Below are 21,523 nucleotides of genomic sequence, written 5' to 3'. Positions count from 1 at the left end.
AACCCTATATTAGCATACTTTTTAACATATGCAACTAATAAGTTTTGAAAAGAAGTGCGAATTCCTTGCTCTACATATCAATATGAAGAATATTATATAGATAAACAAGGGAACGCTCAGCGCCCCCTCTCAAATCCAATCCGTTTTTTAATTTCAGCTAAATTTACCTTCGCGATTTCTCTTGCCCGCTCAGCACCTTTTTCTAACGCTTCGTATAATAAATTTGGCTCATTCATATACCTAGCGTATTTCTCACGAGGTCCAGCTAACTCACGATCTACAACGCGAAACAACTCTTTTTTCACATCACCCCATCCGATTCCAGTCTCATATTTTTCACGGATCGACTGTATTTCAGCCTCTGTCGCAAATTCTTTATAAATTATAAATAACGTTTCTAGTTCTTTCGGTTCATTCGGAAGTGAAGAATCTGTTTTGATTTTAAATATTAACTTTCGTAGTTTTTCTTTCTCTGCAAATAATGGGATTACATTCCCGTAACTTTTACTCATCTTTCTTCCATCAAGTCCTAGTAATATTGCTCCTTCTTCTTGTATGACATACTCCGGAAGTGTAAATGTCGTGCCGAATGTATGATTAAAATACGTCGCAATATCACGTGCAATTTCAATATGCTGAATTTGATCTTTCCCAACTGGTACATGAGTAGCTTGAAATAGTAATATATCCGCCGCCATTAAGATCGGATACGTATATAATCCCATATTCACTCCTGCATCTATCTCTAAACCCGCTTCTTTATTTTGCTCCACCTTCGCTTTATACGCATGAGCACGGTTCATAAGTCCTTTCGGAGTTAAGCAAGCTAATATCCAAGCTAATTCTAGAATCTCCGGCACTTCTGTTTGTCGATAAAAAATAACATCTTCCCCAAGTCCAAGCGATAACCAAGTAGCTGCTACCTCTTTCGTATAACTGCTGAACTTTTCTGAATCATGCACAGCATTTAACGCATGATAATCAGCTATAAAGTACAATGCTTTTCCTTCATTATTCTTTGACATTTGTAATGCAGGTTTAATCGCGCCAATATAATTTCCTAAATGCGGATAACCTGTCGGCTTAATTCCTGTTAACATTATTTTTTCACTCACACTAACTCCTCCTTTCTCAAAATAAAAAGAGCCTCTCATCCTTAAAAAGGACGAGAAACTCCCGCGGTACCACCTTAATTAGCTATCATTATAGCTCACTTCAACTTCTTAACGTGAAGTAACCGTCTTTACCTACTCATTTCAGTTAGAAGCTCCAGAGCCCATTCCATATTCATCCCTTACTGATTCTCACCACATATCAGCTCTCTGAAAAGTTTCGAATATGTACTCTTCTCTTTCATTGCTTTTTCGTTATTTTTTTACAGTTTATCACATTTCACTTCCAAACAAACCCGAATTTTCTATTTTATATAGCAGGAATTTCCACTTCAATTGTCTAATCTTATATAGGTTTGCAGAAATATTCAAAACAACTTTGGAGGTTTTTTCATGGTAAAATATATATCCATTTTAGGTTCCACAGGATCCATCGGCACATCTGCATTAGATGTTATTTCAGCTCATCCTGAACATTTCAAAATCGTCGGTTTAACCGCAAATTATAACATTGATCTTCTTGAGCAACAAATCAAAACGTTTCAACCTCGTATTGTAAGCGTTGCGACAAAAGACTTAGCAGACACGCTTCGTACGCGTATTTCAGCAAATACAAAAATCACACACGGGACTGATGGCTTAATTGCAGTAGCTACTCACCCTGATTCAAATCTTGTATTAAGTTCTGTTGTCGGTGTTTCAGGATTACTCCCAACAATTGAAGCATTAAAAGCAAAGAAAGATATCGCTATTGCTAATAAAGAAACTTTAGTTGCAGCTGGACATATCGTAACTGAACTAGCGAAACAAAACGGATGTCGCTTAATTCCAGTAGATAGTGAGCATTCAGCTATTTTCCAATGTTTAAACGGAGAAAATAATAAAGAGATTGAGAAGTTAATTGTAACAGCTTCCGGTGGTGCTTTTCGTGATAAAACACGTGAAGAAATGCAAACGTTACAAGCTAAGGACGCTTTAAAACATCCAAACTGGTTAATGGGCGCAAAACTAACGATTGATTCTGCCACATTAATGAATAAAGGATTCGAAGTAATGGAAGCGAGATGGCTATTTGATATTCCGTATGAAAAAATTGATGTAATGATTCATAAAGAAAGCATCATTCATTCTTTAGTAGAATTTATTGATGGATCAGTTATGGCACAGCTCGGTGCTCCTGATATGAGAATGCCTATTCAATATGCGTTTCACTATCCTACTCGGCTACCTTCTTCCTATAAAAAATTAAATTTATTAGAAATCAGTAGTTTACATTTTGAAAAACCAGATTTAGAGAAGTTCCCTTGTCTACAATACGCATATGAATGTGGCAAAATCGGTGGTACTACTCCCGCTGTATTAAATGCAGCAAATGAAATTGCGAATGCACGATTCTTAAAAAATGAAATTGTCTTTTTCGATATTGAAAAAACAATTTACAAAACAGTTGAAGCTCATCATAACGTAAAAGACCTTTCACTAGATGCTATATTAGAAGCGGATCAATGGGCGCGCCAATATGCAAATGAATTGTTAATAAAAAAGAGCTAAAACAGTTCCCACTGTTTTAGCTCTTTTTTCACGTATTCAACTTAACAAATCTATAACCGTGCGTAACTAACACTTTTAATATCGCGTATCCTGGAATGGCTAAAATAATGCCCATAATCCCGAATAAGTTTCCGGCAGTTAAAATGATAAATATGATTGTAATTGGGTGAATATCTAGCTTTTTCCCCATTACTTGAGGAGAAATAAATTTACCTTCTGCTAATTGTACAACCATCATAACAATGATTACTTTTAACACCATTGCTGGCGAGTCAATAAATGCGATAATTAACGCTGGTGTAATAGCAATAATTGGTCCTACGTACGGAACGATATTTACAATCATCGCTAAAATCGCAAGTAGTACCGCATATTTAATACCGATAATAAGGTAACCGATTAATAGCATAATACCGATAAACAAGCTCACGATAATTTGCCCTCTAATATACGAGCTAATCGCATAGTGCATATCATCTAGTATTCTCATTGCTGCTGGTTGTCTTTGTTCTGAAATGAATTTTAAGAAGTGATTCGGCAATTGTTCGCCATCTTTTAAAAGATAGAACAATATAAATGGAACCATTACAAATGTTAAAACAACCTCTGTAACAGTACTCAAGAATCCAGTTACATTCCCAGTTACTGATGATAATGACTTTGTAAAATCAACTGTATAGTCTTTTACCATATTCGCAACATTAATATTTAAATTCTCCTGAATTTTACCAAGTAAATTACTTTCCCCGAATCTACGCGCTGCTTGTTCAATCTCATGGCCAAAGTACGGTAAGTTATCAATTAATGCATCAATTTGATCTTTAATAATAGGGATAACAGTTACAACTAAAAACACAAATAATCCGATTACTATTAAGTATATTGAGGCTATCGATACGATTCTTGAAACACCTTTCTTTTCTAAAAGTGAAACGAATGGATGCAAAATATAGAATAGCACGCCTGCCAATAGTACTGGGAAGAAAATTGTTTTTAAAAATACGATAAACGGTGTAAAAACAAATGATATTTTTGTTAGTAATAAAATATTAATAAACAATAACGCAAATCCAAGCAATACCGCCAAATAATTTTGTTCTCTAAAAAACTTTCTTAACTTATCTCTTTTTCTTATATTTATTTTCTCCAATGAAACCACCTCTTCGAATGATGAAAAGCCCTTATTCAGGGCTCTTCATCATAATCTATATCTCTATTTCCTTGCAGCTTTCACTACAAATGATACAATAAGAATTAACACGATTGCACCTAATAATGCCGGCACGACATGAATCCCACCAAATGATGGCCCAAAGGATCCAAATAATCTACCACCTAACGAAGCACCTAATAAACCTGCGATAATATTTCCGAACATACCACCTGGGAAATTTTTACCCGTTATAGAACTAGCAATTGCACCTATAATAGCACCAACTATTAATGTGATAATCCATCCCATTTTTAGTCCTCCATTTCTATTATAGTTTGTATGATTCAATACAAACATATGTATTTATCATTGCTAATCATATTTCACTATAGAAATATATTTACTACTATTTTACATATGGAGATACATATATTATATGCAAAAAAGAAAAATATTGTCAAACTCACCCATAAAGCAATTATATTAATATACCATATTCAAAGGAGGCTTCATTATCTATGATTCTTAAGTTAAATTCCACTTCTTTTGAAGTAGCAACATCCATTTTACAAGTTCAAATTCCAGCCTATAAAGTTGAAGGGGACTACTTAAATAGTACTGCCATACCCCGTTTATATGATACTGTAAACGATATTCAAAGTTGCGTTGAAACATTCTATGGATATTTTTCTGAAAATAAACTTGTCGGCTTTATTTCTTTTGTACAAGAAGAAAAACTAATTGATATCCACAGGTTAGTTGTATCGCCCGATTTTTTTCAAAAAGGAATTGCGACGAAACTCCTAATTTATATATTTAACATGTTCCCTTCTTCTATGACATACATTGTACAAACAGGTAAAGCAAATACCCCTGCTATCGCATTATATAAAAAACACGGCTTCCTTGAAGTAACATACACCGAACTACCTGATGGAATAGTACTTACACAACTGAAAAAACAGAAAAAATAAAATAATTTGACTAATCGTTTTATTTATGTTACCTTTTACCTTATAATACCTTTTGCTGAGTCCAAATTTTGGAGCGGGGGAACCAATTTTGTAGCTATGCTACTTGGGGCGAATCTTTTTTTAAGTAGGGAAACTCTCACTTCCCGAGTCCGACAGCTAACCTCGTAAGCGTAATGGGAGAGGAAGGTGCTTTTTGCCTATGTTACACATTTTGCCTCCTTAATTATAAATATGGGATCGATATCAAATAGTCACCTATATTTATAGAAAAGGAGATATGTATTATGTTACGTTTATCTGATCACGCAATAAAAATGATGGAGCAAAGACTTCGACTCGAACAACATCGCACATATCAAGCAAATAAAATTGTAGATAACTTACATCACAAATACTTCTTTCAACATATTTTTCAGCCAAAAAGATAAAGCAAAACTTTAATCAGTGGGGGCATCCCCACTGATTATTAGTTAAACCAATCGGGCTTTTACGGTCCGTTGATCTATCACCTAACTTCTTTACTCTAGCTGAATTTTGTAGTGGGTGTCTTACTGCCCGTTAATGCAGGATAAAAAATTGTTCATTTAACATCAAAAACACAAGGTGTGTCTAAAAAGACATTCCTTGTGTTTTTATATTTCTTATAATATTCTCACTACATTTAAACTTGCCGTAATCGTACCTGCTATTGTAGTCACATGCCCAACACCGAGCGGGCCATTTTGTAATATAAACGTTGAATTTGCACTAGCTACATTTACAAGAAGCGTATTTGAAATAGATGGTTCCAATACTACAGTTGATGTCGTTACATTTTGTATAAAACTCCCTGTTACTTGTGTTCCATTTAATAGTAATCTTACAGATACTACTTCATTCCCACCAGTCGCGTCCCCTTGGAAATAGTAGCTTACTAAATATATTCCTGGCGTCGATACTGTGACAGTTGTAGCACTAGTTAAAGATACACCAGTTCCATATACAGTGGATCCCGAGTTAATTGGAATATTGGCACTTGCTGCAATTGTGCTTGTTGATGTAGAAAAGAAATAGCCACCACCTGTCGATATAGCAGATGATCCTGTTGCTCCAGTTAAGCCGGTTGGACCAGTGGCGCCGGTTGGGCCTGTTACTCCCGTTCCCCCTGTTGCTCCAGTTATTCCTTGTATGCCTTGTATTCCAGTCGGGCCAGTGGCACCAGTCACTCCCGTCTGGCCGGTTGCTCCCGTCGAACCTGTTATCCCTTGGAGACCTTGGATTCCTTGAAGACCTTGGGGACCCGTTTCTCCAGTCGGGCCGGTTGCTCCCGTTGGACCCGTTATCCCTTGGGGACCTTGGATTCCTTGAAGACCTTGGGGACCCGTTTCTCCAGTCGGGCCGGTTGCTCCCGTTGGACCCATTTCTCCTTGTGATCCTTGAATTCCTTGAGGACCTTGGGGACCCGTTTCTCCAGTCGGACCGGTTGCTCCTGTTGGACCGGTTGGGCCCGCCTGGCCGGTTATTCCTTGTAGACCTTGAGGGCCGGTTGGACCAGTTGGGCCGATTGGACCTTGCACTCCTTGTATCCCCTGAATTCCTTGGGGACCAGTTGGACCAATCGGACCTTGGATTCCCTGAATTCCTTGAGGACCCGTTGCCCCTGTCGGACCTGTTGGACCTTGGGGACCTTGCACTCCTTGTATTCCTTGAGGACCGGTTGGGCCTATACTTCCTTGCGGTCCCTGGATACCTTGTATTCCTTGAGGACCGGTTGGGCCTGTTATGCCACTCGGACCTTGTACGCCTTGCACTCCTTGTGGGCCAGTTGGGCCACTCGGACCTTGTACGCCTTGTAGACCTTGTAAACCAGTTGGACCTGTCGCTCCCCTTACTCCTTGCTCACCTTGTATACCTTGAACCCCTTGTGGGCCGGTTGGACCGATTGGACCCTGTGCCCCTTGCACTCCTTGGGGACCTGTCGGACCGGTTGGGCCGATTGAGCCTTGTAATCCTTGTAGACCTTGCGGACCTGTCGGGCCGATTACTCCTTGTATCCCTTGTGGACCTTGAATGCCTTGGTCACCCGTTGGACCTGTTGCCCCCATCGGCCCCTGTACCCCTTGCAAACCTGTTAAACCGGTTGCTCCTGTTGGACCCTGTATTCCTTGCACTCCTTGGATTCCTGTTGCTCCTGTTGCTCCTGTCGCCCCTGTTGCCCCTGTTGCTCCTGTCGGACCGGTTGGACCCCCTGGTGATCCTGCTGGACCGGTTGGACCGGTTGGGCCTCCCGGAGGACCGGTTGGACCTGTTGCTCCTGTTGGACCCGTTGCAGAACCAGTCGGACCGGTTATCCCAGTTGATCCGGTTGATCCAGTTGGACCTGGATCCCCTTGTAAACCAGTTGCCCCTGTCGGACCGATTACACCTTGCACTCCTTGGATTCCTTGAGAACCGGTTGGACCTACCTGCCCCATTTCTCCCTGGGGACCTTGTAAACCTTGAACACCAGTTTCCCCTTGTGGCCCCATTGGCCCCTGTTCCCCTTGGATTCCTTGAGAACCTGTTGGGCCTGTTGGACCAATTAGACCCTGTATTCCTTGTATTCCTGTTATACCTTGTAAACCACTACTTCCTAAATTACCTTGAACACCTTGTATACCAGTATTTCCAGTCGGACCTGTTGGACCATTGTCCCCTTGCACTCCTTGTATACCTTGTATTCCTGTTGGACCTGTCGGACCGACTTCCCCTTGCATTCCTTGTATGCCTTGTATTCCTGTTGAACCTGTTGGACCGATTGGACCAGGAATTCCTTGTATCCCCTGAATACCAGTTGGACCTGTCGGACCTCTTTCGCCTTGAATTCCTTGAACACCTTGTATTCCCTGTGGGCCTTGTTCTCCCATAGGTCCTTGACTACCTTGAGAGCCTTGTGGTCCAGTTAAACCTGTTGGACCTGTTGGACCATTTTCTCCCTGTACCCCTTGCACCCCTTGTATTCCTGTCGGACCTGTTGGACCGATTGGACCTTGTACGCCTTGTATTCCCTGCGGTCCAGTTGGTCCACCTAAAGCACCTGTTGGACCGGTTGGTCCAGTGGGCCCCGTAATACCTGGCGGCGGAAAAGGAATAGGTGCTTGAAACTTACTACACTTATCTTGATTCTTCACAAGCATCTCCTCCCGTTTGTAACGCATCAAACTATTTGTAATATGTTTAAGCTAGCTGTTATTACTCCCGCTAATGTCGTTACATGCCCAATAGCTAATGGACCATTTTGTAATGACAAAGTGGAATTTGGAGAAGTAACTTCAATTACCATCGTATTTGAAATCGCTGGTTCTAATATAAAATTACCTTTTGTAACATAAAGAATAAAACTCCCTGCGACTTGCGTTCCGTTTAAAACAAGCCTTACCGAAATCGTTTCATTCCCCAAAATTGCATCCCCTTGAAAATAATAACTTATTAAATATATCCCTGGCGTACTTAACGTTATAGTTGTCGCATTTGTTAAACTAACTCCTGCTCCAAAAATTGTAGAACCAGAATTAATTGGTATTAGCGCATTCGCTGCAATTGTACTCGTTGCAGTGGAAAAGAAATAACCGCCCCCACTAGGTAAACCAGTCGCTCCAGTCGCTCCTGCTATCCCCGAGAAACCTATTGATCCTACATTACCAGTTGCGCCTGTTGGTCCAACCGCTCCGTTTTGCCCCTGACTACCTTGCGCTCCAACTGGGCCTATACTACCACTAGCACCTGTCACCCCACTTGCTCCAATTGGGCCTTGCAAACCTTGAATTCCTTGTATACCTTGTATTCCTTGCGGACCCGTTGCACCTATATCGCCTGTCATTCCTGTTATTCCTTGTATTCCCGTAATCCCTTGAACACCTTGCACACCTTGTGGTCCAGTTGACCCGGTTGCTCCAGTAGCTCCAGTTTCACCCGTTGCACCAGTAATTCCAATATTCCCTTGTGGGCCTTGGGGTCCTTGACTACCTTGTGCCCCTTGGACTCCTTGAGAGCCAGTTATACCGACCTCCCCTGTATTTCCTTGGGGACCTCTAATTCCTTGTGCTCCTGTTGGACCGATTATTCCTTGCACTCCTTGTATTCCTTGCACTCCTTGAACTCCTGTTGGACCCGTTATTCCTTGTAATCCTTGAGGACCTTGCAAACCAATAGCTCCAGTCGGACCGATTATTCCTTGCACTCCTTGAAGACCTTGTGCACCTTGTGCACCTGTCAATCCCGTAGTCCCTTGTATCCCTTGAACTCCTTGAGGACCTTGTGCTCCAGCTGCTCCTGTTTCCCCTTGAATTCCTTGTACTCCTTGTATACCTTGCGCTCCAGCTGGACCAGTTGCTCCTCGGATTCCTTGTTCACCTTGAACTCCTTCCGCTCCTGTAACACCAGCTGGACCGGCTATCCCTTGTATTCCCACCATTCCTTGTGCACCTGTTGGGCCTATTACACCTTGAATACCTTGAATACCTTTAGGGCCTTCTGCACCTGTCGGACCAGTTACTCCACGCGTACCTTGTATTCCTTGAGAACCTTCTGCACCCGTTGGACCCGTTATACCTGGGTTACCTTGAGGACCTTGTGCCCCTTGGACTCCAACTGCTCCAACTACACCTTGGGAACCTTGGACTCCCCTTACACCTTGAGGACCTGTTGGACCTGTTATACCTTGCACTCCTTGCGCTCCAATTGGTCCTATCCCTCCGCTTACACCTGTTGAACCAGTCGCACCCGTTGGACCTGTTGGACCTCCTGGCGGGCCGGGTGGACCTGATGGACCAGTCACTCCACTAGATGGACCAATTGGACCGGTTGTTCCCGTCGGACCACCCGGTGGTCCTTCTGAGCCTTGTGTACCAGTAGGACCAGTTGCTCCTGTTATCCCTCGTACTCCTTTTGCTCCTTGAAAACCTGTGGATCCACTTACTCCTTGTATTCCTTGAACTCCTTGTGGACCTTGAGGGCCTGTTACACCGGTTATTCCCTTTATTCCGCTTATACCTTGAGGACCTTGTATTCCAGTAGAACCAGTTGGTCCTACTACACCTTGTGCCCCTTGATCACCTTGGTGTCCTTGTTCTCCAGTAATTCCTTGTATTCCTTGAGCGCCGTCTTCTCCTTGTATACCAGTAGCCCCTTGCTCTCCTTGTATCCCTTGAACACCTTGAGGACCTTGGGAACCAGTTACCCCTGGAACTCCAGTTACCCCTCTCTCTCCTTGTATTCCTTGTGCCCCTGTTTGTCCTCGCTCACCTACTTCCCCTTGTATTCCTTGTATGCCCTGTATTCCTTGACTACCAGCAGGACCCGTAGCTCCCTGTGTTCCTTCTAATCCTTGTACCCCAATATCACCAATTGGACCTTGGTTTCCGATTAATCCTTGAGCACCTTGGAGGCCAGTTGGACCAGTTATACCTTGCTCTCCGGTATCACCAACAGCTCCTTGTATTCCCTGCGCTCCTGTTGTCCCTCGCGAACCTTGTATTCCCCTGATACCTTGAGGTCCTTGGGGACCAGTTGCTCCCGTCGGTCCAGTCATCCCTGTTGGACCAACAGGACCTTCATGCCCTCCAGTTGGACCTACAGGGCCACTATTACCTGTTGGACCAGTTGCACCTATAAGCGGAAGAGGCAGTGCCACTCCGAATTTTTTGCAATTTTTATGATGACGCACAACAATCCCCCTTCCCTAAAATCATTACACCTTTTATATGAAATGCATTTTTTTAAAAAAAGTACACCTCTGACCTTATTTTTTAAAAATAAAGAAGCCTATCATTTCAACTATTTGAAACGATAGGCTTCTTTTTATAAAACAATTTGTTTCCTCGCCTTAATAATAAAAGTAGTTGGTACCATCCTAGCTTTATATAAAGAATAATATTTCGTAGACGGCTCAGCTAGTTCTCCATCAAACGAGCTCGATGGTTCAGGCTCTTCTATTCTCTCAATTATAAAGCCTGCTCTATTTAACTCATTTATATATGTACTTATTTTTCTCTTATATAATATCGCTTGTACATTTTCTCCTTTAAATGTTTCAAACGTAATGGACGTTTCCTCATGATAAGAAGACTTTATAGCAACTTCTTCTGTACCATATTGTAAGTTTGAATATACTGGGTGCTCCCAACTAAAAATAAAACTTTCTCCTGGCTTTAAATAGGAATATATAAACTCTACTGTTTTTCCTAAATTTGAAGTCCAACCTAATGCATAAATGGAATATATAATATCAAAATACCCTTTCTGAATATCTCCTTCTTCTTCCATTGCTCCGCATATTAACTTTGGATTCCAACGCTTTTACGTTTTATTCGCTGTTTTAATTTGTTCACTTGAAAGATCAAGACCCCATACTTCCTCTGCCCTATGCTCTGCCATATATTGCAACGAATGTCCACTTCCACACCCAATATCAAGAACTTTTTTATTTCTAATTGAATCGAACAAATGAATCTCATCTTCAGACGCCGTATACGGACCATATTTCGGTAAACAATCCACTTGAAAGAAATATGGTGCAACTGTATCCCAACACTTTTTGTTTAAAGCTAACATTTGTGTGCCTTCCATATCATTCCCCCCATCCATTTTTCTTTCTCTAATATTACTTACATATCATAACCAGATCGCCCTTTTCTCTTCGCCCGGTAGTTTTTCACTTTTGCAATCGTCCCGCATGCTCTTCCTCCTTCTTCTCCAGCATACATACCGCACCATCTTTTACTTCCATTTCGCGAATGATCATAAAATACCCAGCGACAATCTGGACATGCTTTTAACCTTCCCCACACATTTTCTTGAATTGACATTAACACAATGCTTAGCACTTTTGTATACACATTCTCTTCATATACTGGTTCATATGTAATACCTTTCATATCTTCCTTTATATGTACATGAAATGGGTATTTCTCTAACCATTTTTGCAATGATTCTTCGCCTTCAATTGTCATCCGAATATCTTCTCGAAAATTTCTTAATTCCTCTATCGTATGAAATGGAAACTCTTCATCAAAATATTCTTTCATAAAGAGCTTTATATCTTCTTTTGTTTGCAGCAAATCAATTGGCTCTCTCGTATCGTTTGGTATTCTCCATGTATTTAAAAATTCCCGAATATATTCTAGTTCATTTGGAGCGTTTTGATTCAATTCGATCCACCTTCTTCTTAAAATTTACTTTTTTCTGACTTTATGTATAATTATAGTATAAAATAGTTAACCATCAAATAATTTTACTGGTTACATAATTAGGGGGATTTCTATGAAAAGTTTCTCAACACCGATACGTTTCATGCTTATTTCTTCATTTTTTATGTCTTTTGGGTATTTTGCAGTATACGCATTTTTAGCTATTTATCTATTAACCTTTCTTCATTTTTCTGCTGTCCAAGTAGGAACAGTGTTGACGGTTATGACAATTACATCACGAGTTATCCCATTATTCTCAGGGTTAATTGCTGACAAAATAGGCTATATCATTATGATGATAGCTGGTTTATTTTTGAGAGGAATCGGATTTATCGCTTTAGGAATATGCTCTGATTTCTATACAATTTCTATTTCTTCTGCACTTATTGGCTTCGGAACTGCATTTTACGAACCTGCCGCTCGCGCTATATTTGGCTCACAGCCAGCTCATTTGAGAAAAAATTTATTTACATATTTAAACCTTAGCTTTAATTGCGGTGCAATAATCGGACCAATTGCAGGAGGGTTCTTACTCTTACTCGATCCACTCTACGCTTTCTCTCTAACAGGATCTCTTATGCTGTTATTTGCTTTTATCTTTTACTTACTTAAAAATCACTTCCATGTCACTACTGAAAACACGTCTATTACATTAGGAATACAGGCCATCTTACAAAACAAGTCTTTCCTTCTGTTTTCCTTTATCATGATTTTCTTCTATATTATGTTTACTCAGCTTACTGTCGCACTTCCACTTCATATGAAAAACATTAGTAATAGCAATCAACTTGCTACACTCGTTATTACGATAAATGCGATAACAGGCGTCATATTTATGGTATTATTCCGAAAATTATTCCACAAATACAACACACTTTCGATTATTAAATACGGTGTTTTATTAATGAGTATTTCCTTTTTACTCATTCCTTTATTTCAACACCCATATTGGCTCTTTATTTGTGTAATTTTATTTACAATCGGTGAAACACTCGTATTACCTAACGCTGATATCGCTATTGCAAATTACAGTAATGAATCATATACAGCCACTTTCTTCGGATTTTATCAACTATCACTCGCATTTGGTTTTATCATCGGTAACTATACCGGGACATCGTTTACATCCAATTTAAACGGAATGTATACACCATGGCTTATTTTCGGCGGAATAGGAGTTATTGGTTTTATTTCACTCCATATTTTAAATATTAAAAAAGGGAGCTCTAAAGAGGATATATACCTATGTAATGAGACGAAACCTCTTTAACACATTACAATTGAGATGGTACCTTTAGACAAGCAACCTATAATAAAAAAATTCGACCATCATACTTGACAGTCGAATCTTTTTATTTTTCATATTCAAGATGATTATGTCTTTTACAACCAAATAAATAGCACCCCCCTAAATGATAAGTTTCAAATTCTAACCCTGGAACATATCCAGATTTGATACGTTCTATCATTGTTTTATAACAATTATTCTCTTCTGTATATTCCTCAATTAACTCTTTCTTATCTTTTTCTGTCCAGTTTTCTTCTACTTCTTCATTCTGAACATCTTCTATTTCTGATGTTTTCGCTTCGATAGATTCCTGTATAACTTCATTTATACGGGAGAAATTATTAGCTTTATATAGAGCATATACAAACCTACCAATCCAGTTAGGACTTTTCCAAACTTCTTTGTATCCCTTTTCGAACCATTCAATTGCTTCGTTATAGCAATTCAACTCAACATATAAATCTGCTACATGAATTTCTCCTAAAAAATTATCAGATTTCCTGTTAAAAGCATCTAACTTCTCTTTCGCTTCTGTCGTTCGCCCTAAATCAATTAAGCATTTTACATAGCTATACATTATATAGTCCGAATCCCCTGCAACTCGCAAAAAAAATTCCGAAGCTTTTTCTAACTCTCCAAGGTCATAATGCGCTACAGCTACATTGTGAAATGCTTCATCCGATGGTTGCATCGAAATAGATTTTTGCAATACTTCTTTCGCTTCTTCCCATTTTTCTTGTTTCGTGTAAATTTCCCCTAAGATGTTATAAGGAAAGTATGAAGAAGGATTCAACTTAACAACTTCTCTTATTAATTCAAGAGCTTTATCATCATTCTCTTCCTCATAAAAGTACATCCAAGCCAGATTATTGAGAGATTGTACGTCTCTAGATTCATGTACTGCTTGTTGAAACAGTTCCATTGCTTCCTCATATTTATTTTGTTCAAACATTTCAATTGCCTTCTCATTAATGTTCAAATAACTACCTCCGAAGTAAATGAATTCATCTATTCCCTATCATTATTGTAAAATGTAAAAATTATAATTTCTATAAAAAAATTTCTTTCTCTCGTCTACATTTCGATTGAAATAGAAGCTAAAACACACGAATTTACAACAATCAGTAAATTTTTTAATCTCCCTTAAATTGGATATACATCCTGTTTTAATTTACATATTATGGTGCAATTAAAAGGGTACTAACTAAACATTTACGCTCCACACTAGTAATCTAGCAATACCAAAATCAAAATTCACATGGAATTGAGGGATGTTATGAAACAGAAATTAGCTGTTCTTCTATTCACCGGAATCATATTATCCGGATGTTCAGCTATTGCAGGAAATTCTTTAGAAACTGGAAACGGCAGTATGGAATTATTAACACCAACCATTACAACAAAAGATAATGAATTAGAAATTAAGACCGAGGGCATTGATGAAAATAAAGTGACCTTTATTTATGTTGCTAATAAAAAAGTATTGGAACAAAAAATTAATAATGGTGAATCCTACAAGCTTAACATTAAAGATATCGAACACGCTCATAGGACGGACTACAAGCCAAAAGTTCAACTTTTGCAAACAAAAGATGATGATAAAGATGGAGAAATGGTAACCTTTAAACAAGTTAGGTATACAGTTAAGAAAAACTAATTTTATAGTTATTTCATTATAAAGTGAAACTTTAATCGGTAGGGGTTTTGTGCATCATCCCCCACTAATTATTAACCCTCACCAATCGAGCTTTTACGGACTGCCCGGCAAATAGCGGGATCAATGTAACGAACGAAAATATACTTTTAACAGAGTGTAAATGTAAGGAATTCTAACATGAAAAAACGATGGGTTTCTTGGTGGATTGGCAACATGTTTTGGATTATCATTTTTGGAATATGGGCCGCTATTATTTGGCTACGAGATGTTGATGGTGCTGGTGTTACTCAAACATCCGAAATTAAATCAATATCACTTATCGTTTTATTAATCGCGTTTATTATACCAGTATTTATTCAAGTTGTATGGCTAATCATTAATTTGAGGATGAATAGAAAAAATAATTATACGATTCAATTTTTCCAATTAACAGATAAATCCCTTCATAAAAAAGAGAGGAATCAAATTTGAAATAGATTCCTCTCTTTTACATATGGGGGTTATGCCGTGCTTTTAAAGCTGCACTACTCCCTTTTCTTTACGATGCATGTTCATCTTTCTTCTTCATTAACGCTCTCTTCTTCATCGCCTTCGTTAAATATCCGCCTTTAAATGAACGGATTTCATAAGAAGACATAAACGCTTTCGGTGCAATTTTATTAATGATTTCTAACAGTTCTTTCTCTCTAGAGCGCTTTGCAACGATATCTAAGCGATAACGTATAGAATTAATTCCTTCGCCTTCAAATACCGTAACACCAAATCCAGAGTGACGTAGTTCATCTACTAATTCATTACAACGGTCTAGTAAACTAACTTGATACGTAATATAACCAATTGCTAATTTATTCTCTATATAACCGCCTAATAAAAGTCCTGTACTAAAGCCAATGACATAGGCAACGATGTTCATCCAATTTGATAAATCTTGAAACACAATACCTAAACTGACAATGTAAATAGCTCCTTCTAACAATCCAACACCAGCAGCGGATCTTGTTTGATTCTTTACAAGCAAAATCGTACGGATTGTTAAAATTGGAACATAAATAATTTGAAGCACAAAAATAAGTAACGCTTGTAACATTGGTATCCACCTCTTTCAAAAAGTCTTTTGTCATAATAACATACATAACCTTTAGAAATCGATGGGTTTTTAAATTTTTTTACATTATTTTTCATACTATTGAAAAACGAAAAAAAGAAGCGTATTATATTTGTCGTAAAATTGATTCCTTTCATTAGCTCACTTAAACACAAAAAAGGAACCCCATTAGGCCCCTTTCATCATAGCTCTATGTTTTTCGAAGCATGTTCCCTTTGCTTCTCTTCCTCTTTCACTAACTGCATATTCGCATAAGCTAAATTTGCAATCATTAAAAAGTGACCACCTAAAATGCCTGTACCAAATGCCCACATTTCCATTTCATGCTCAATTTCATACATGATGATTGCTCCTAAAATGGCAGCTGCAAATCGGTTTAGAACTCCTAACCCAGGAGCCTTTTCCTTCATTACGATACTTTTTCCGAGTTTCTCCACCCTGCGAGCTAATAACCAAAGACAATAGGCGCTTACTGCTAATCCAATACCAAACCCTGTCACTTGTTTTCCAAACGGAGTAATCGTCCACATAAGTAGTAAACCACTAAAGATCACATACAATTGTAATCGATATACACGTAAGGCTTCTTGAATCAAAATATCCGCTCCTAAGTTCTCATTTTTTGTACTTTAGAAGAAAAGCAGCAACTTACACAGTTGCTGCTTTCTCTTCTTCTTGTTCTTGTTCCATCTTACGAATTTCAACACGTTTAATTTGGTAAGCGTCTTTTTCTAACACTTTAAATTCATAACCTTCCGCCTCAACGTGTTGTCCTTCTTCGATTTCATGATTTTGCATCATAATCCATCCACCGATTGTATCCACATCATCTTCTTCGATGTGTAATCCAAATAAATCTTTCACTTCTGAGATAAGCACTTTTCCATCAACAATGATATGTTGCTCGTTCACATGTTGAATTGGTGGTGCTTCATCTTCATCATATTCGTCACGGATTTCGCCGACGATTTCCTCCAAGATATCTTCAAGCGTTACAATTCCGGCTGTTCCTCCGTACTCATCATATAAAACAGCCATCGGAATTCGCTTTTTCTGCATTTGAAGTAATAAATCGTGAATTGGAGTCGTTTCCATCACTTCAATAATCGGACGCATATACGAGCGAATAGATGATAAATCTTTTTGATCCTCGGTCATATATCGAATAAAGAAATCTTTTACGTTGACCATACCGATAATATCATCTTTATCTTCTCCAAAAATCGGATAACGTGTGTATCGCTCATTTTGGATTACTTTCATGTGTTCTTCTACTGAATCTTCCAGGTAGAAACCAATGATTTCTGTTCGCGGTACCATAATCTCTTTCGCAATACGATTATCAAATTCAAAAATGTTATTTACATACTTGTATTCAGCTTGATTAATTTCGCCGCTTTCATAGCTATCTGAAAGGATAAGACGTAATTCTTCTTCTGTATGAGCTACTTCATGTTCTGAAGCTGGCTTTAAACCGAATAAACCAGTTATCACACGAGCTGAACCGTTCAATACCCAAATAAATGGATACATTACTTTATAGAACATCATTAATGGACCTGCCAATAATAACGTTACCCTTTCAGCCTTTTGAATTGCCATCGTTTTCGGAGCCAATTCCCCTACTACAACGTGTAAATACGTCATTAACATAAAAGCAAGACCAAATGTTAATACTGATGAAATAGAAGGATTTAAGTTCCATTTCTCAAATAATGGGTGTAATAACTTTTCAATTGTCGGTTCACCTAACCAACCTAATCCCATAGCTGTCACTGTAATACCTAATTGACAAGCAGATAAATATTCATCTAAATTTGTTGTTACCTTTTTCGCTGCTAAAGCACCGCGTTTTCCTTCTGCAACAAGCTGATCAATACGACTTGAACGTACTTTTACAATCGCAAACTCAGCTGCTACGAAAAATCCAGTAAATGCGATTAAAATCGCAACCATGACTAAATTAAATATTTCCAATGAATCCCCTTAGTTAAAAAACTAAGGTGTCCACCTCCTGTATACTATAATGTTTTCTTATTTGTTTCTTAGAAAACATAGCCCTATACAAAAATTAAAGAGGTCAGATTTCACTTTTTCTATAATAATAGAGCAAGTGTCTGTATTAAAGCTGTCGTTTGACCAGATAAAGATTTCGATATTTTTTCACGTTGTGAATCAGTCAATCCATCTAAAAGCGGCTTTAACTCTGTTAACTCTGCTTCTAATCGATGAATATGGTCTGTCACTTCATTCACTTGTTTCGAAACGTGTTCATTGATACCGAGCAGCTTCTTCTTCTCCTCGATTTTCTCTTTAATCTCACAAAGCGGCATATGCATTTCTTTGCACTTCTCAATAAATTGTAATGTCTCAAATGCTGTTTCGTCGTAATAGCGATAATTAGATTGAGATCGCTCCGCTTTTAAGATACCTAGATTCGTATAATAATCAATCGTTCGTTTCGACACGTGAGCCATGAGAGCCAACTGTCCGATTCGATACACCTTCCCAACGATCTTCCCCCCTTGTTTATATTACTTACATGATACAATACATAAACTGTACAGTCAAACGTGACGGTTTATTATTCACAATTTATACCAAATTCCAAGCTCCACCCTACTATTATCCAATACAAATCACTCATACAATAAAATTACTAAACTATTACCTAATCACTACATTGTCTGTACCTTTTAACCTTTCTTATTTAAAAGCATATTCTACTAATAATGATTGCTTGTATAGGAGGGAATTAACATGAAAAAGACAATCATTTCTCATTTTTATAATGAAGAATACCTACTTCCATGGTGGCTTATGCATCACACGAAAATATTCGATCACGGCATTTTAATTAATAGAGGGTCTACAGATCGTTCCGTAGAGATTTGTAAACTATTAGCACCCCACTGGGAAGTACGAAATTCCAGATTTCTTGAGTTTGATCCAACTAATACTGATATTGAAGTGATGGAAATTGAAAGAGAAGTTTTAGGTTGGAAAATCGTTTTAAATACTACTGAATTCTTTTGTTGTAATAATACTGAAGATTTTTTTTCATCTCTTCATACACTAGGCCAAAACATGTATGCGATTAGAATGATTTTAATGATAGATAATCACAATTATAATTATTCAAAGCCTAGATATTCTATCCCCTTAGTAGAACAGCGATACCACGGTGTCTTCCCTTACAACCCACAACTCGGATGTGCTTGGAGATTTATTCACAATCATCTAGATGGTGCATATTTACCTGGTAGACATCATTCGCGGCACGGATATATAATTTATGACTATCCTTCATTTATTTTAAAATTTTATTTTAGCCCTTGGAATGAACAGTCAAAGGCAAGAAAATTACAAATTACACCTACCCTTTCAAAAAGGGGTGTTCAAATGGGGCTTCAAACACATTACGGTCAATCTCCTGAAGTACTGGACATACGTTTTTTAGAGCTTAGTAACCTAACACAAGACCTCCGTCATAACCCTGAATACCAAGAATTATTCCCAAAATTCAAACCGTAATATTTTCTGCATCGTCATCGCCTCAAACATTTTCATTCGCTTAATCAAAAACAATCTCATTTGCATAAAACATGAATACTGTATAAATAATAAATTTTTATTTTAGGAGGAAAAAATGAAAGCTGTTATTCTTGCTGGTGGGTACGGTACAAGAATTGGGGAAGAAACACATTTAAAACCGAAACCTATGATTGAAATTGGAACAAAACCCATTCTATGGCACATTATGAGTTTGTATAGTCATTACGGGATTACTGAGTTTATTATTTGCTTAGGCTATAAAGGATATGCAATTAAAGAGTTCTTTCTAAATTACAACTTACACATGTCTGATTTCACAATACAGTTAAACGATAATACAATTACTAGCCATTCTCATCGTGTAGAACCGTGGAAAGTTACACTAATCGATACTGGTGTAAATACCGAAACGGGTGGCCGAGTGAAAAAGATTCAAAATTATGTCGGAGACGAACCTTTCTGCCTCACTTATGGTGATGGATTAAGTAATGTAAATATAAAAGAACTTATTACATTCCATAAAAAACATGGAAAAATGGCTACTGTTACTGCCGTACAACCCCCTGGTAGATTTGGTTCTCTCATATTAGATAAACAGTCTGTAACATCTTTTCAAGAAAAGCCATTAGGTGATGGCGGATGGGTTAACGGTGGATTTTTCGTTTTAAATCCTGAAGTTTTCAATTACATTAGTGGAGATAAGTCTGTTTTTGAAACAGACACTTTAGTTCAGTTAGTAAACAAAAACGAATTGGCCGCATATCAACATTCTGGTTTTTGGCATCCAATGGATACATTGCGTGATAAAAATAAATTAGTCGAGCTATGGGAAAGTAATAACGCTCCATGGAAGGTTTGGTAATATGGCTTCATCATCTTTTTGGAATAAGAAAAAAGTATTTATTACGGGACATACTGGATTTAAAGGCTCCTGGCTCACCCTTTTCTTAAGTTCTTTAGGGGCAGAAATAGTGGGCTTTTCTTCTCATCCCCCATCCATTCCTAATCTTTTTGAACAAGGTAACGTAGCAAAAGAGTGTATGACAATTCATGGCGATATTACTGATTACGACTCTTTATTCCACGCCCTAAAACAACATAATCCCGACATAATATTTCATTTAGCAGCTCAGCCAATCGTCACCACTTCATACAAAAATCCTATCGATACATTCAAAACGAATGTTTTAGGTACTGTCCACGTGCTAGAAGCAGCAAAGTCCGTCGAAAGCGTACGTGCCATTATTAATGTGACAAGCGATAAATGTTATGAGAATGACGGTAGTGGCGACCGAGCGTTCGTGGAAAATGACCGACTAGGAGGTTTCGACCCTTATAGCGCTAGCAAAGCTTGCGCTGAAATAGTGGCAACATCCTATCAAAAATCATTCTTCCGCACTAATACCCAGAAACTCGCCTCAGTCAGAGCTGGTAACGTCATCGGCGGTGGTGATTGGGCAGAAGATCGATTATTCCCTGATATCATTCGGGCATATTTGCACAATCATACTTTGTGTATTCGAAACAAATATGCCGTCCGTCCGTGGCAACATGTTTTAGATCCTCTACATGGCTATATCCTTCTAGCTGAGAAACTTTGGAATGATGCTAAATATGCAGAAGCATGGAATTTCGGACCGATTAATGAACCTAGCAGAACCGTAAATGATGTCATTCAATCCGTAACGAAATTATGGAATAAACGACTCACCATCCATTCTCCCTCTACGAAAACTCCTTATGAATCACCAATTTTAACACTCAACAGTACAAAAGCAGTAAACAAACTCGGCTGGACCCCTAAGTTATCAACAGATGATTCTATTGCTTGGACTGTTGATTGGTACAAAAAATATGCATCCGGTGAAAATATAGAATCTTTCACGCGACAACAAATCGATGCATTCAAAAATTTATAAGGGG

20 protein-coding genes, 1 pseudogene, 1 riboswitch and 1 other annotated feature are annotated in these 21,523 nt (G+C 38.4%); of the genes and pseudogenes, 9 read left to right on the top strand and 12 right to left on the bottom strand.

The genetic code is table 11. The annotated features are described in order from the left end of the window. Nucleotides 1-116: 116 nt before the first annotated feature. Complete coding sequence (locus N2V92_RS18290; RefSeq protein ID WP_001290885.1) at nt 117-1,115, bottom strand: tryptophan--tRNA ligase; 999 nt, start codon at nt 1,113-1,115, stop codon at nt 117-119. A gap of 43 nt (nt 1,116-1,158) precedes the next feature. Then, nucleotides 1,159-1,366: a binding site (T-box leader), on the bottom strand. A 139-nt stretch (nt 1,367-1,505) separates the two neighbouring features. Here N2V92_RS18290 and N2V92_RS18285 point away from each other — a divergent pair. Continuing rightward, on the top strand, nt 1,506-2,663 hold the full coding sequence (locus N2V92_RS18285; protein WP_000241772.1) for a 1-deoxy-D-xylulose-5-phosphate reductoisomerase: 1,158 nt from the start codon (nt 1,506-1,508) through the stop codon (nt 2,661-2,663). A 28-nt stretch (nt 2,664-2,691) separates the two neighbouring features. Here N2V92_RS18285 and N2V92_RS18280 read toward each other — a convergent pair whose 3' ends face one another. Continuing rightward, nucleotides 2,692-3,813, bottom strand: a complete 1,122-nt coding sequence (locus N2V92_RS18280) for an AI-2E family transporter (RefSeq protein WP_000411479.1) — start codon at nt 3,811-3,813, stop codon at nt 2,692-2,694. 63 nt (nt 3,814-3,876) lie between these two features. Continuing rightward, nucleotides 3,877-4,125, bottom strand: coding sequence for a GlsB/YeaQ/YmgE family stress response membrane protein (locus N2V92_RS18275; RefSeq protein ID WP_000539733.1), 249 nt, complete (start codon nt 4,123-4,125; stop codon nt 3,877-3,879). 209 nt (nt 4,126-4,334) lie between these two features. Here N2V92_RS18275 and N2V92_RS18270 point away from each other — a divergent pair, with 209 nt between their 5' ends. Together N2V92_RS18270 and N2V92_RS18265 are read left to right on the top strand one after the other, a co-directional pair. After that, nucleotides 4,335-4,790, top strand: a complete 456-nt coding sequence (locus tag N2V92_RS18270) for a GNAT family N-acetyltransferase (RefSeq protein ID WP_000601235.1) — start codon at nt 4,335-4,337, stop codon at nt 4,788-4,790. A gap of 43 nt (nt 4,791-4,833) precedes the next feature. Beyond that, nucleotides 4,834-4,977: riboswitch (cyclic di-AMP (ydaO/yuaA leader) on the top strand. 97 nt (nt 4,978-5,074) lie between these two features. Then, nucleotides 5,075-5,218 carry a hypothetical protein gene (locus N2V92_RS18265; protein WP_000945244.1) on the top strand — a complete coding sequence of 48 codons (144 nt, stop codon included), beginning with the start codon at nt 5,075-5,077 and terminating at the stop codon, nt 5,216-5,218. A gap of 213 nt (nt 5,219-5,431) precedes the next feature. Here the strand turns inward: N2V92_RS18265 and N2V92_RS18260 are convergent, their stop codons facing one another. The 4 genes and pseudogenes from N2V92_RS18260 to N2V92_RS18245 form a co-directional block, all read right to left on the bottom strand. Then, nucleotides 5,432-7,945 (bottom strand): BC_3345 family exosporium-associated protein, encoded by a 2,514-nt coding sequence (locus N2V92_RS18260; RefSeq protein WP_081206610.1) that lies wholly within the window; start codon nt 7,943-7,945, stop codon nt 5,432-5,434. Nucleotides 7,946-7,965: 20 nt separating this feature from the next. Further along, nucleotides 7,966-10,473 (bottom strand): collagen-like protein, encoded by a 2,508-nt coding sequence (locus tag N2V92_RS18255; protein ID WP_016077443.1) that lies wholly within the window; start codon nt 10,471-10,473, stop codon nt 7,966-7,968. A 134-nt stretch (nt 10,474-10,607) separates the two neighbouring features. Continuing rightward, a pseudogene (locus N2V92_RS18250) lies at nt 10,608-11,375 on the bottom strand (class I SAM-dependent methyltransferase). A gap of 38 nt (nt 11,376-11,413) precedes the next feature. After that, nucleotides 11,414-11,956: a CGNR zinc finger domain-containing protein gene (locus tag N2V92_RS18245; RefSeq protein ID WP_001072948.1), complete on the bottom strand. Its 543-nt coding sequence runs from the start codon at nt 11,954-11,956 to the stop codon at nt 11,414-11,416. Between the two features lie 112 nt (nt 11,957-12,068). On the opposite strand from N2V92_RS18245, the gene N2V92_RS18240 reads away from it, so the two are divergent. Beyond that, the gene (locus N2V92_RS18240) at nt 12,069-13,265 is read left to right on the top strand and encodes an MDR family MFS transporter (protein WP_000834868.1); all 1,197 of its coding nucleotides are present in this window, start codon (nt 12,069-12,071) and stop codon (nt 13,263-13,265) included. A gap of 82 nt (nt 13,266-13,347) precedes the next feature. Here the strand turns inward: N2V92_RS18240 and N2V92_RS18235 are convergent, their stop codons facing one another. Further along, nucleotides 13,348-14,262: a tetratricopeptide repeat protein gene (locus tag N2V92_RS18235; protein ID WP_016077441.1), complete on the bottom strand. Its 915-nt coding sequence runs from the start codon at nt 14,260-14,262 to the stop codon at nt 13,348-13,350. Between the two features lie 297 nt (nt 14,263-14,559). Between N2V92_RS18235 and N2V92_RS18230 the strand changes: the two genes are divergently transcribed. Continuing rightward, nucleotides 14,560-14,940, top strand: coding sequence for a hypothetical protein (locus N2V92_RS18230; RefSeq protein ID WP_000810640.1), 381 nt, complete (start codon nt 14,560-14,562; stop codon nt 14,938-14,940). Nucleotides 14,941-15,117: 177 nt separating this feature from the next. Next, complete coding sequence (locus N2V92_RS18225; protein WP_016077440.1) at nt 15,118-15,411, top strand: DUF3923 family protein; 294 nt, start codon at nt 15,118-15,120, stop codon at nt 15,409-15,411. Between the two features lie 67 nt (nt 15,412-15,478). Here N2V92_RS18225 and N2V92_RS18220 read toward each other — a convergent pair whose 3' ends face one another. From N2V92_RS18220 to N2V92_RS18205, 4 genes are all read right to left on the bottom strand, one after another. Next, complete coding sequence (locus N2V92_RS18220) at nt 15,479-16,027, bottom strand: DUF2179 domain-containing protein (RefSeq protein ID WP_000938443.1); 549 nt, start codon at nt 16,025-16,027, stop codon at nt 15,479-15,481. 200 nt (nt 16,028-16,227) lie between these two features. Then, a complete protein-coding gene (locus N2V92_RS18215; RefSeq protein WP_000613876.1) occupies nt 16,228-16,641 on the bottom strand; it encodes an ATP synthase subunit I in 414 nt (137 codons plus the stop codon). A gap of 52 nt (nt 16,642-16,693) precedes the next feature. Next, nucleotides 16,694-18,022: a hemolysin family protein gene (locus tag N2V92_RS18210; protein ID WP_016077439.1), complete on the bottom strand. Its 1,329-nt coding sequence runs from the start codon at nt 18,020-18,022 to the stop codon at nt 16,694-16,696. A 119-nt stretch (nt 18,023-18,141) separates the two neighbouring features. Beyond that, nucleotides 18,142-18,549: a MerR family transcriptional regulator gene (locus N2V92_RS18205; protein ID WP_000285637.1), complete on the bottom strand. Its 408-nt coding sequence runs from the start codon at nt 18,547-18,549 to the stop codon at nt 18,142-18,144. A gap of 256 nt (nt 18,550-18,805) precedes the next feature. On the opposite strand from N2V92_RS18205, the gene N2V92_RS18200 reads away from it, so the two are divergent. From N2V92_RS18200 to rfbG, 3 genes are all read left to right on the top strand, one after another. Then, nucleotides 18,806-19,579 (top strand): glycosyltransferase family 2 protein, encoded by a 774-nt coding sequence (locus N2V92_RS18200; RefSeq protein WP_016077438.1) that lies wholly within the window; start codon nt 18,806-18,808, stop codon nt 19,577-19,579. Between the two features lie 115 nt (nt 19,580-19,694). Next, nucleotides 19,695-20,462, top strand: a complete 768-nt coding sequence (gene rfbF / locus N2V92_RS18195; protein ID WP_000648807.1) for a glucose-1-phosphate cytidylyltransferase — start codon at nt 19,695-19,697, stop codon at nt 20,460-20,462. Between the two features lies 1 nt (nt 20,463). Next, nucleotides 20,464-21,519 carry a CDP-glucose 4,6-dehydratase gene (rfbG, locus tag N2V92_RS18190; protein ID WP_000168648.1) on the top strand — a complete coding sequence of 352 codons (1,056 nt, stop codon included), beginning with the start codon at nt 20,464-20,466 and terminating at the stop codon, nt 21,517-21,519. The last annotated feature ends 4 nt before the right edge of the window (nt 21,520-21,523 follow it).

The sequence above is a fragment of the Bacillus sp. CH_48 genome (assembly GCF_038008465.1).
Lineage (GTDB): Bacteria > Bacillota > Bacilli > Bacillales > Bacillaceae_G > Bacillus_A > Bacillus_A thuringiensis_S.
This window is presented reverse-complemented; position numbering and strand designations above follow the sequence as displayed.

Bases quoted from the DNA above. Each gene is read 5' to 3' on its own strand.
- N2V92_RS18285 (WP_000241772.1), top strand. From the start codon at position 1,506: ATGGTAAAATATATATCCATTTTAGGTTCCACAGGATCCATCGGCACA.
- N2V92_RS18275 (WP_000539733.1), bottom strand. From the start codon at position 4,125: ATGGGATGGATTATCACATTAATAGTTGGTGCTATTATAGGTGCAATT.
- N2V92_RS18270 (WP_000601235.1), top strand. From the start codon at position 4,335: ATGATTCTTAAGTTAAATTCCACTTCTTTTGAAGTAGCAACATCCATT.
- N2V92_RS18265 (WP_000945244.1), top strand. From the start codon at position 5,075: ATGTTACGTTTATCTGATCACGCAATAAAAATGATGGAGCAAAGACTT.
- N2V92_RS18260 (WP_081206610.1), bottom strand. From the start codon at position 7,945: ATGCTTGTGAAGAATCAAGATAAGTGTAGTAAGTTTCAAGCACCTATT.
- N2V92_RS18240 (WP_000834868.1), top strand. From the start codon at position 12,069: ATGAAAAGTTTCTCAACACCGATACGTTTCATGCTTATTTCTTCATTT.
- N2V92_RS18230 (WP_000810640.1), top strand. From the start codon at position 14,560: ATGAAACAGAAATTAGCTGTTCTTCTATTCACCGGAATCATATTATCC.
- N2V92_RS18225 (WP_016077440.1), top strand. From the start codon at position 15,118: ATGAAAAAACGATGGGTTTCTTGGTGGATTGGCAACATGTTTTGGATT.
- N2V92_RS18220 (WP_000938443.1), bottom strand. From the start codon at position 16,027: ATGTTACAAGCGTTACTTATTTTTGTGCTTCAAATTATTTATGTTCCA.
- N2V92_RS18200 (WP_016077438.1), top strand. From the start codon at position 18,806: ATGAAAAAGACAATCATTTCTCATTTTTATAATGAAGAATACCTACTT.
- rfbF (WP_000648807.1), top strand. From the start codon at position 19,695: ATGAAAGCTGTTATTCTTGCTGGTGGGTACGGTACAAGAATTGGGGAA.
- rfbG (WP_000168648.1), top strand. From the start codon at position 20,464: ATGGCTTCATCATCTTTTTGGAATAAGAAAAAAGTATTTATTACGGGA.